Origin of the sequence: Endozoicomonas sp. (assembly GCF_051008435.1) — a bacterium.
Classification (GTDB): domain Bacteria; phylum Pseudomonadota; class Gammaproteobacteria; order Pseudomonadales; family Endozoicomonadaceae; genus Endozoicomonas_A.
In genome coordinates, this window is the sequence record NZ_JBPCXO010000002.1 from 1 (window position 1) to 10,375 (window position 10,375).

At 47.2% G+C, this 10,375-nt stretch carries 13 protein-coding genes; 7 read left to right on the top strand and 6 right to left on the bottom strand.

What is annotated here, in order from left to right; translation table 11 throughout:
* Positions 1 to 235 precede the first annotated feature (235 nt).
* Both ahcY and ACR2PX_RS00025 read right to left on the bottom strand, forming a co-directional pair.
* On the bottom strand, positions 236 to 1,633 hold the full coding sequence (ahcY, locus tag ACR2PX_RS00020) for an adenosylhomocysteinase (RefSeq protein ID WP_433997313.1): 1,398 nt from the start codon (positions 1,631 to 1,633) through the stop codon (positions 236 to 238).
* Positions 1,634 to 1,745: 112 nt separating this feature from the next.
* Positions 1,746 to 3,437 (bottom strand): T3SS effector HopA1 family protein, encoded by a 1,692-nt coding sequence (locus ACR2PX_RS00025; protein WP_433997314.1) that lies wholly within the window; start codon positions 3,435 to 3,437, stop codon positions 1,746 to 1,748.
* A 329-nt stretch (positions 3,438 to 3,766) separates the two neighbouring features.
* Here ACR2PX_RS00025 and ACR2PX_RS00030 point away from each other — a divergent pair, with 329 nt between their 5' ends.
* The 3 genes from ACR2PX_RS00030 to ACR2PX_RS00040 all read left to right on the top strand — a co-directional run bounded on the left by ACR2PX_RS00030 (position 3,767) and on the right by ACR2PX_RS00040 (position 4,960).
* Positions 3,767 to 3,982: a hypothetical protein gene (locus tag ACR2PX_RS00030; RefSeq protein ID WP_433997315.1), complete on the top strand. Its 216-nt coding sequence runs from the start codon at positions 3,767 to 3,769 to the stop codon at positions 3,980 to 3,982.
* A 135-nt stretch (positions 3,983 to 4,117) separates the two neighbouring features.
* On the top strand, positions 4,118 to 4,324 hold the full coding sequence (locus ACR2PX_RS00035) for an antitoxin VbhA family protein (protein ID WP_433997316.1): 207 nt from the start codon (positions 4,118 to 4,120) through the stop codon (positions 4,322 to 4,324).
* Positions 4,325 to 4,348: 24 nt separating this feature from the next.
* Positions 4,349 to 4,960: a Fic/DOC family protein gene (locus ACR2PX_RS00040; RefSeq protein WP_433997317.1), complete on the top strand. Its 612-nt coding sequence runs from the start codon at positions 4,349 to 4,351 to the stop codon at positions 4,958 to 4,960.
* Positions 4,961 to 5,180: 220 nt separating this feature from the next.
* On the opposite strand, the gene ACR2PX_RS00045 is transcribed toward ACR2PX_RS00040, so the two are convergent.
* The 4 genes from ACR2PX_RS00045 to ACR2PX_RS00060 form a co-directional block, all read right to left on the bottom strand.
* On the bottom strand, positions 5,181 to 5,789 hold the full coding sequence (locus ACR2PX_RS00045; RefSeq protein ID WP_433997318.1) for a recombinase family protein: 609 nt from the start codon (positions 5,787 to 5,789) through the stop codon (positions 5,181 to 5,183).
* Positions 5,790 to 5,799: 10 nt separating this feature from the next.
* Positions 5,800 to 6,030 (bottom strand): hypothetical protein, encoded by a 231-nt coding sequence (locus tag ACR2PX_RS00050; protein ID WP_433997319.1) that lies wholly within the window; start codon positions 6,028 to 6,030, stop codon positions 5,800 to 5,802.
* A 389-nt stretch (positions 6,031 to 6,419) separates the two neighbouring features.
* On the bottom strand, positions 6,420 to 7,271 hold the full coding sequence (locus ACR2PX_RS00055; protein WP_433997320.1) for a replication initiation protein: 852 nt from the start codon (positions 7,269 to 7,271) through the stop codon (positions 6,420 to 6,422).
* Positions 7,268 to 7,462 carry a DUF4250 domain-containing protein gene (locus tag ACR2PX_RS00060; protein ID WP_433997321.1) on the bottom strand — a complete coding sequence of 65 codons (195 nt, stop codon included), beginning with the start codon at positions 7,460 to 7,462 and terminating at the stop codon, positions 7,268 to 7,270. The genes ACR2PX_RS00055 and ACR2PX_RS00060 overlap by 4 nt, the downstream gene beginning before the upstream one ends.
* Positions 7,463 to 7,689: 227 nt before the next feature.
* Here ACR2PX_RS00060 and ACR2PX_RS00065 point away from each other — a divergent pair, with 227 nt between their 5' ends.
* From ACR2PX_RS00065 to ACR2PX_RS00080, 4 genes are all read left to right on the top strand, one after another.
* The gene (locus ACR2PX_RS00065; protein ID WP_433997322.1) at positions 7,690 to 7,944 is read left to right on the top strand and encodes a BufA1 family periplasmic bufferin-type metallophore; all 255 of its coding nucleotides are present in this window, start codon (positions 7,690 to 7,692) and stop codon (positions 7,942 to 7,944) included.
* Entirely contained in the window at positions 7,941 to 8,780 is an 840-nt protein-coding gene (gene bufB / locus ACR2PX_RS00070; protein ID WP_433997323.1) for an MNIO family bufferin maturase, read from the top strand. The genes ACR2PX_RS00065 and bufB overlap by 4 nt, the downstream gene beginning before the upstream one ends.
* Positions 8,777 to 9,535 carry an HvfC/BufC family peptide modification chaperone gene (locus ACR2PX_RS00075; protein WP_433997324.1) on the top strand — a complete coding sequence of 253 codons (759 nt, stop codon included), beginning with the start codon at positions 8,777 to 8,779 and terminating at the stop codon, positions 9,533 to 9,535. Before bufB ends, ACR2PX_RS00075 begins: the two co-directional genes overlap by 4 nt.
* Positions 9,536 to 9,659: 124 nt before the next feature.
* Complete coding sequence (locus ACR2PX_RS00080; protein ID WP_433997325.1) at positions 9,660 to 10,130, top strand: DoxX family protein; 471 nt, start codon at positions 9,660 to 9,662, stop codon at positions 10,128 to 10,130.
* The last annotated feature ends 245 nt before the right edge of the window (positions 10,131 to 10,375 follow it).

A 10,375-nucleotide genomic window follows, 5' to 3' on the forward strand; every position in this document is an offset into this window, starting at 1 on the left:
TCAGCTCAAGGCTGTTTATCAGCTCAAGGCTGTTTATCAGCTCAAGGCTGTTTATCAGCTCAAGGCTGTTTATCAGCTCAAGGCTGTTTATCAGCTCAAGGCTGTTTATCAGCTCAAGGCTGTTACCATTTGAACCATGGCGGTTTCGTTCTATGGAGTGATGAAAATCCTTCCCCATCCTCAAGGCATTAAAATCAGGGTGAAAGCCTGCACAGGTGCACAGGCTCACTGCGAATCAATACTTGTATTCATCCGCTTTGAATGGACCATCAACAGCGACATTGATGTAGTCTGCCTGCTGTTTGGTCAGCTGGGTGATTACCCCACTAAAGCCCTGAACCATGTAGCTTGCCACCTCTTCGTCCAGCTTCTTGGGCAGAACCTTCACATACAGGTTCTCAGCCTTTTCAGCCTGAGACAGGTTGGCAAAGCCTTCTTCATACAAATGAATCTGGGCCAGAACCTGGTTGGCAAATGAACCATCCATGATACGGGATGGATGACCTGTGGCATTACCCAGATTAACCAGGCGACCTTCAGAGAGCAGAATCAGATGATCATTGCTGCCCTTGTCACGCCAGATTTTGTGGACCTGAGGTTTAACTTCTTCCCACTCCCATGACTCTCTCATGAAGGCAGTATCAATTTCAGTGTCAAAGTGACCGATGTTGCAGACAACACAGCTGCTCTTCAGCGCTTTCAGCATTTCACGATCACAGACGTGTACATTACCGGTGGTCGTCACCAGCAAATCGGTGCTCCCCAGCAATTCTTTGTTAATGCTGGCGGCAGTGCCATCGTTAACACCGTTATTGTAAGGAGAGACAACTTCAAAGCCGTCCATGCAAGCCTGCATGGCACAGATTGGATCAATCTCGGTGACTTTGACAATCATGCCTTCCTGACGCAGGGAAGCAGCAGATCCTTTACCCACATCTCCGTAACCGATAACCAGAGCTTTTTTGCCCGCCAGCAAGTGGTCGGTACCACGCTTGATGGCATCGTTCAGTGAATGACGGCAGCCGTATTTATTGTCATTCTTGCTCTTGGTAACCGCATCGTTAACGTTGATAGCCGGTACTTTCAGAGTCCCTTTTTCCAACATTTCCACCAAACGGTGCACACCTGTAGTGGTCTCTTCAGAGATGCCATGGATGTTATCCAGAATTTCAGGATACTTATCGTGCAGCATCAAAGTCAGGTCGCCACCGTCGTCCAGGATCATATTGGAATCCCAGGGCTTGCCATCTTCTGTCAGAATCGTCTGCTCAATGCACCACCAGAATTCTTCGTCGGTTTCGCCCTTCCAGGCAAATACCGGAATGCCCGCAGCTGCAATAGCCGCAGCCGCATGATCCTGGGTGGAGAAGATGTTACAGGAAGACCAGCGTACATCAGCACCCAGGTCTATCAGGGTCTCAATCAGTACCGCTGTCTGAATGGTCATGTGGATACAGCCCATGACCTTTGCCCCTTTTAAAGGCTGTTGATCACGGTACTTCTGGCGGATAGCCATCAGGGCAGGCATTTCACCTTCTGCGATCTGAATTTCGCGGCGGCCCCATTCGGCCAGGGAAATATCAGCAACCCGATAGTCAGTAAAGCTCTCAACAGCTGCAGGAGTAGCGCTCATGGGTATGATCCTGTTATGCGTACTTACCGAAAGATAAATTGAAGTCTAACAGTCGACTTAATCTATATCAATTTTTTTTGATATAGATTTTGAATAAGAAATACGGTGGGAATTACAACAGTCGTGCCGGGTTTTCCGGATTCAAGCCCAATGATTGCAAGGCTTCTGAGAGATTCTCAAGAAAATAACCAGAATGGGCCGTTTTTCGCAACGCTATAGCAACAGCCGTTCCTCGTGAGATTTCAAGGGAGTCCCTGTTATGAGCAGCCTCAGAATAGAAAATACCTTCTGAGCACTTTTCCATGACAGGAATACTGGCGTTTTTCTGCACAGCGCCTTTTAAACGTTCAGCCAGTGTTTGCGCACATTGCTGAACCCTGTCTGGATCAGTCTGAACATACAAGGCTGCTGCGGTACCAGTTCGCTTAAATGTTTCAGGTGAGCTTAGAAGCAGGAATGCAGGCTTGTGCTCCTGTTTCAACTGCTCTAGCTCAGCCAGCAACGGTTCAGAGGATTTAACGGTATTCTCGGGTGTCAGACATATCGTCAGAACCCCCCAGGGTTTTGATTCATCCCCTCTGACACCGTCCTGTTTTGAGACTTTTAGAAACCTGACAGCCGCTTCGTTGGACACTCCCAGACTGGGAGCTGACAGAGGTCTCATACCAAAACCCAGTCTTTGTACCCTGAGATCAGACTGAGCCTGCAGTTGCTCAAGCATCTTTTTGAGAGCCTTTTCACTTTCTCGAGTCATTTCAGGTGGAGAGTAGTTTCGACCAAAAAGACTATGGCATTCCTGCTCAATATCCGATGGCTCAGCCATCAATTCCCTGCCACGAACAAGCTTTGAGACCAGCTCCATAAACTCATTGGTTCTGGCCAGCCTGGCAGGATTTTCAGGGGAATACCCTGACAGTAAAAGCTCTTCATTCAGCACTCGGGTCAAGTCAAGATTTCGGTCGTGATAACACCGCCTCAATACCCTGCAGATAATCTGGTTCCGTGAATTGCCATGACTCCCCGAATCTCCGTCTTTTCGCTCACCATAGGCAATCCCGGTATAGATACGCTCCATCCCATAAGGAGTATGTTCAAGCCGAAAACTCTGTGGAATTTTCTTATCAATAGCTTGTGCCAATACCGCGCATTCTTGTGGATTGAATGTGCAATAGATCACAATGCAGTCGGTCGTCTTTCCCAACCTGGACAGCGCCTGAATCTTGGATTTTCTGATCAGGTCAGACCATCGAGGCTGCTGCATCATTTCAACCAGTATTTCTATGGCTTCTTTCACCTTTTCAGGATGCAGGTTCAGAGTCAGACGACTCCCATCACCAGCTCTTTCATCAGACTGATCCTGAAAAGCAAAGAAATACTGAGTCTCTCGAAAGTTAGGGGAATCGAGCATAGAGGCTACGTCGACATTGAACTCTCTCATCGAAACACGCAATAAGTCGTATGTTTTTTCCAGCCTGACGATGGTTTCCAGAAGCACTCTGGCATCAGCACTCGTAAAAGGTCGGAATGTCTGCTTCGGACAGTCACGCCGGTACAGGTCTCGTACACAGGTTGCAGTACTTCTTTCAGAATTGAGACTCAATCTGGCAGCTTCTTCAGCCCAGCATTGAATGGCTTTTCTCTCAGGTCCCTGAACGTGGGATATATGGCGCTGGCCAATAACTCCCTGATGGATTTTTCCCTGGGTGGTTTGAGGTCTGGTTTCATCGGTAACTTTGTTGCTGTCGTGAGGAGACTCTATCCCTTCGGCAGGACGGGGTGATGAAGGCGGGGGAGTGGGTTCCATGGCTACCAGTATGTCCAGTGAGTCATACTGATTGTCGGCAATTAGCGTACGGTTTTTTTATTTTTCATGATTAAAACAAGCTACAAAAGTAGTGCATTTAGCACTACTTACTGATCAGCGTTATATTCAGGCACGTCATGTAACTGCTGCAACGCTTCAAGATTAAAACGGTTGTGACCATCTGGTTTATCCATAATGACCTTACTTATTGTTATGAATGAGATTAAAATACCTAAGCGTACTGTTTCACACTTGGCGTACAAATAACTCTTAGCGTACGATTTTTTCCTTTCTATGGCGTAACCCCTGATAAAACGAAAGCTACTTTAATGCCTAATCCTTCTCAGACCTGGCAGACTGGAAACCCCACTAAAGCAGGGTATTATTTGGTGGCTGTTCTTTACGAGAATGGTATGGGTTACATTGGTGCTGACTATTGGGATTCTGAATTAGGCTGGAGCATCCAGGACAGAATTATCGGTTACATTTCTGTCAGTCAGCTGGTCGATGATATTGGTTTGGAATTTCCAGAGGTTAAGGATTAACTCTATCTTCTTCAGCCTGAGATGAAAAAATACCATGGCTGACACTCACCGCCTGATTGGGAGATGCTTTACGAGAGAAATTGGTAAAAACAGGATAAAATTAGCAGTGAAAGTGAGGTTGGAAGGAAAAGCATAATGGATAAGCAAAGCCCAGATAAGAAAATCAAAGATCCCGATACTGTCGTAAATCAAGTAGTCGGCTCATTGAACATTGAAGGTATGAAGGTGCCGGAAGATGAGAAAGAGATCCTGAAAAAAATTGCATCCGGGGAACTGGATGCTGATCAGGTAGCCGACGAGATTGTGAGAAAGGCCTTACAAGATAACCCTGCTGACGATTAATAAGCCATTCTGAAAGGACGCAGTATGCACCCCTATGAGAATTATGATTTAAGGGAAAATGATCCTTACCTTATCCCTGGTTCCGAATGCCTCAAGAACTTGCTGGGAGCCAAAGATACAACCCGCCTCAACCTGTTGGAGAGACAAATTAGTGGTGCCATGCTGGTCTCCCTGAATCAGTCGCCAATACCTCCCACGTTTGACCTAGAACACCTTTGCAAGATCCATCATCGTTTGTTTTCCAGAGTTTACCCTTTTGCCGGTAAAGTCAGGGAGGTTGAGATCGCCAAGGGTGGACGGCTTTTCCTCCCTCATAACCTGATTTACTCTGTCTCTGAAAAGACTTTTGCTGAACTGAAACGGGAGAATTACCTGCAAGGCTACGATCAGGACAAATTCTGTCAGCGTGTGGGTTACTACTTTGGCTGTATCAATACCATACATCCCTTTCGAGAAGGCAATGGCCGCACGCAAAGGATTCTGATTGACCAGCTGGCCGAGTTAAATGGATATGAAATAAACTGGTCAGCTATGAGTGGCCACGCCATAGCTGAGGCATCTGCTGCTGTTCTGGCCGGTGATAAATCAGGTAAGGGGCTGGCGCGTCTGGTAAGGATCAACTTGTCCCGAATATAACGGTCTACACTTTCACTCCAGCAGGCTCTGAGTCACCATCATCAAACATGTATTGGGGTCTGAAGCCCAATGGAACAAAAAGTTACTATAAGCCCTTACCCCCTGAATGACTTCGTATTTTCGCATAGTGTTCAAATAGTTATGAAAGATGTGGCTGCATTTTCCCGATTTAATGGCCAGCCCTCAAGATAGATAAACTACAAAAGTAGTGCTTCACTCACTACTTTTGTCTTACCATTTTCCGCACTCGACAGTAGTCATAAAGCGTGGTTGCCGGGCATTCAATCAGCTTGGCAATCGCCGCTTTCGACAACCCCATATTGAGATACTTTTGTATTTCATCACGAGATACATCCAGCTTTAGTTTTTCGGCTTTACCCTGTGGCCTGCCCAGCTTCATGCCGTTTGCCTTGCGGGCTGCCAGTGCTTCCTTGGTTCGACTGCTGATAAATTCTCGCTCGATCTCGGCCGCCATGCCCAGCACTGTGGCGGTTATGCGGCTCTGCATGGAGTCATCAAAGCGCATATTGTTCTTGGCGATGTGAAGGTTGATCTGGTGTTCGGAGCAATGTTTGAGGATCTCCAGCACTTGCAAGGTCGAACGGGCTAGGCGGGAGACTTCGGAAACAATCACGGTGTCGCCATTTACAGCCTGTTCCAGTACAGAACCCAATGCTCTTTCCTGCCAGGGCTTTTTGCCGGAAACGCTGTCTTCGATAAATTCCATACTGGCAAAGCCGTTTTTGTTGGCGTATTCCAATACACCGTGTTTCTGGTTGAGGACGTCCTGCTGGTCGGTGGAAACTCTCAGGTAGCCGTAGTTTGCCATTGCCTGACTCCTAACGCTGAATGATTGCGCTGGAGAATCCCAGCTCGGTTAATAGTTTCCAGCCACTGTCGAGGCTGGAGAAATGCCGGACATTGGCTCGCTGTGCTGTCAGTGGAACCTGCTCCCCATTTTTTCGTTCGAACTGGATAGACCACTTGCCTTCTTTCAGTGGGGCGGGCAGGAGATAAGCGCTTTTAATGTCGCCAGCCTCCATGAGCAGGGCGATCTGGTCAATTCTCATAGGTGACACCTAATGTTTTTAACGTGTTATTAGAAAAAATCAATTTAGTTTATTTTGATTATCAATAATAGTTTTTTTAAGCGTAAGCGACGCGGCACATAATAGGGATAACGAATATCAATATAGATGGTTTTGATAAACGCCTACGGCGGGAAAAGGATGTCAGCTTAAAAGCTTCCTTTTATTTATCGCCCTCACTAACGTTCGGTCGGGATAATAATGCGTCCAGTAAACTGGACTGACTGTTAGTACCCATGTACATGGGCTGTTACCTGATGGACACCATACCGTACACTTTTCGCAAAAATATACGCGTCTTCGTTATTTTCTGATGGCACCATATGGCACTCTTTTGTGTCGTGCCTGATAGGCACCATGCCGTACAGTTTTCAGGAATAGAAAAGGTGTTTGTAGTTATCGTAAATGGTTTGTCTGCCTACGCCACTCAGCTTCGCCACTCCAGCCTTAGTTACTCTTTTGTCTTGCGCTGTAAGTATTCCAATGGCTTCTGTGATTTTTTCTTCTGTCGCAGCTCTACGGGTTTCATGGGTTCTTCTGGCAGACAATCTTTGCCTGGTGGGCAGGTCGAGTGGAATATCACTCTTGGCAAAATCCGCTTCCATCGCTCCACGCTTCTTGCGCTTGTTCTTCGGGAAATATTTTTCCCAAACCCATTTACCTACGCTCTTGGCGGTCGATTTAACCTCGCCATAGGGCAGGGACTGGGGAAATTCATTAAACCCTTCCGCCTTCACTAACACGACTTGCATCCATTCAACGTAGGTCGTGCCATTTTCGTCCCGGTGGTAGGTGACCCAGTCGTAGGCCCAGAACCGCAAGCGGTGGAACAGGGCGCAGTTACGACCGATCCCGTACTGTTCGTAGTTAGCCGCTCTCTGGCGAGTCCAGTAACGGCGTTTGAGTTCCACATAATCTGCCAGCTCACCCAGCTTGTACACTTTGTTGTGCAGTTCCCACAGGTGCCAGTCTTCATGCATCGGGTTTTTGGTGATGAACCCTGTGTATCCGGGGTCAGCCTTGAGCTTTTCGCAATACGCTTCCTGAATCGACTGGGCGTAAGCCATTGGCTTGGGATAGGCGGCATCGCTGGTGCAGACGGACTCAATAGCATAGGACACATGCGCCTTGCGGTTGTTCAGGTTACGGACAATCAGATTAGGCTGCGGATGGACAGGCTTGTTTATCGGAAAAGAAGCCTGTCCATGGCTAACACCATTCAATCATGAGTGAATTGGTTATTCTCAAACTGATAGTGGTAATGGATCTGCTTCATCATTCTTTCAATCTGTTTGATAGGCAGATCAAGGTCTTCAGAAAGCTGCTCCAGATTTTTACAACCGAGTCGCAGCCTCTCATTGGCAATACTGAGCAGAATATGGGGCTCCAGCTTTCCAGCGTGTTCAATTTCCACAGAGATACTCCTCTCAGCGCACTGTTGGCACGGGTAGAAAACGACAAAAGTAAAAATAGCACTATTCCGTACAGAAAATATAAATCCTGCAAAATCAGACGGTTGTCACCAGGCAGACAGTAATTTCAAAAATTCTGAATCCAAATGATTCAGGAAGGCGTATTTTAATTTGCAGACAGAGAAGTCTGCCCAACAACAAACATAAAAGATCTTTAAAGGATTTCCCCATGAAAAACTCCACCAAACTCCTCGTTGCTTCTGCCCTGGGTTCTGTTCTCGCTATGTCTACTGCGGGTACTGCTCATGCTGCCAAGTCCGGTATGGAAAAATGCTATGGCGTAGCCAAAGCCGGAAAGAATGATTGCGGAACTGACAAACACAGCTGCGCAGCTCAAGCTAAAACCGACGGAGACAAAACCGAATGGATTTATGTACCCAAGGGTACCTGTGACAAGCTGGTAGGTGGCAATCTGAAAAAATGAGCCAACTCCCGGATCAAAGACCGATATCTGCCGGTATCGGTCTTAGGGAAGTGCATTTCAACCAGGTCCTGGAGCATAAGCCCCATGCGCCCTGGCTGGAAGCCATGACAGATAATTTCCTGTTCCCTACCCACGAAAGAGAATCCTTGCTGGCCATCAGGGAACATTACCCCATGACCCTGCATGGTGTGGGTATGTCACTGGGTTCCAGTGATCCTTTGAACAGGGAATATCTGTCCTGGGTCAAACAACTCAGGGATGATCTGGAGCCCGCCTGGCTATCCGACCACTTATGCTGGACATCCATTGCGGGCACCTATCTGCATGAACTGATGCCTCTCCCCTATACAGAAGAAGCCATAGGGCACATAGCGGAGCGAATCATGAGAGTACAGGATTTCCTCGGAGAACAGATTCTTGTCGAGAATGTCTCCAGCTACATCCGGTTCAATCATTCCCAGTTCAGTGAAGCCGAATTTTTTGCGGCAGTGTTGGAAAAGGCAGACTGTTATGCACTGCTCGATGTCAACAATGTCTATGTGAATGCCTGTAACCATGATTATGATCCCCTGAAATTCCTGGCCACCATTCCTTCCGAGCGAGTCAAAGAGATTCACCTTGGCGGTCATACGGCAACAGATCAGGGCTTTTTGCTGGATACCCATGGCAGCGCAATTGCCGAGCCGGTCTGGGCATTATATGAACAGTGCCTGCAACTGACAGGCGAGATTCCCACTCTGATTGAATGGGATACCGATATTCCTGCATGGCAGACATTGGACCAACAGGCAAAGAAAGCTGCAGCATTAATGATCGATTCAGGTAAAGCATCATGAAGCTGGGACAACTGCAAAAAGAGATGCTGAACTGGATTCATTCCAGTGCCTCTGAACCAGCTCCGGGTTGTATTCAGGCAGCAAGTTCCCTGACACCTGAGCAGGGCCTTTCAGTTTATCGTAACAGTATCCATGAAATTGCCATCAGGGCTTTAAAGCTGACCTTTCCGATTACTCATCGCTTGTTGGGGGAAGGTTGCTTTCGGGGTGTTCTGAGCAACTATATTCGCAATGCTGACTTTTCCGATCATTCATTGGAGAACGTAGGGCAGGATCTTCATGAATACGTTGCCCGGCTACCAGAACTTGAGCAACTGACCTATCTCCCGGACCTGATCCTTCTTGAACTCAGCATTCATCGCTGTGAATTGCAGCCAGAATGGCCCTCTATGAGTCTGGAAGCAATACAAAGTGCGATTCAACAGGGTACCGTCAGTCAATTCCATTTGCCTGCCAATGCCACATTGCTAGCCAGTGATTATCCGGTTCTGGACATCTGGCAAATGCATCAGCAATTCGATGAGCCCGAAATGAATCTGGATGATTACTCTCCCTCCCGGGTTCTCATTAACCAACAACATCATCAGGCTATCTGCTTTGCCCTGAGCCAGGAGCAGTTTGACCTGCTGTCAGCCCTCTTAGAGCAACCAGACCTGGAAAAGTGTTGTGAATTACTCTCTTCACGCGGACAGGAAGACTGCCTTTCAGCATTTTCCAGCTGTATGGAGCAAGGGTTTATAAATAGAGCCACCTAACCAAAAACTCTCTTATTAAAGGTTGAGAACTCTCTTATTAAAGGTTGAGAACTCTTTTATTAAGAGTTGAAGACTCTCTCCCGACAGGGGTTTAGCGAATAATAAAACAGAGGACGCATCCATCATGAAGATCCAAGCAGCACAAGAATATCTCGCCGTAGGCCGTATGCCTTTGCAGCAGCTTCTGCCTTTAGGCCTTCGTCTCTGGGTAGCTAATGTATTCTTCTTTGCAGGACTCAATAAATATCAGAGTTGGGATACTACGATGATGCTGTTTGAGTATGAGTATGCAGTGCCTTACCTGGCACCGGACATAGCCGCTTGGCTGGGTACTTTTGGTGAACTCTTCTTCCCTGTTCTTCTGGTGCTCGGACTGGGTGGTCCTATTGCAGCAATAGCCCTGTTCGCCGTCAATCTGATTGCAGCAATATCCTATCCAGATATCAGTGCTGCCGGCATGCAGCAACATTACCTCTGGGGCTTTATGCTGATGGTTCTTGCGGTATACGGCAATGGGCAAATTACATTGGATCGTATCATTCAGAAGCTTTACATCGATAAGCTATACGCGAAGTTGAACACAGGAAGGGTGTAAGACTTTTCTTTTACATGGCCATTTAAACAGGGGGGCTTTTTCAGCTCCCCTGTTTCCGTAACAGCGCTTAGTTGGTTCCCTGACTCTGAGTAAGCTGCTTCAACCAGTTCATTATTTGACTAGGAGCCTGTCGGACTTATGCTTTCGAGCATAAATTTCAGTAGAACGAGTCGAATTATTCGATGGATTCGTGAGAATAGTTGACCTATTTAATCGAATTCATCGAATAATTGGGCCGTTCTTTC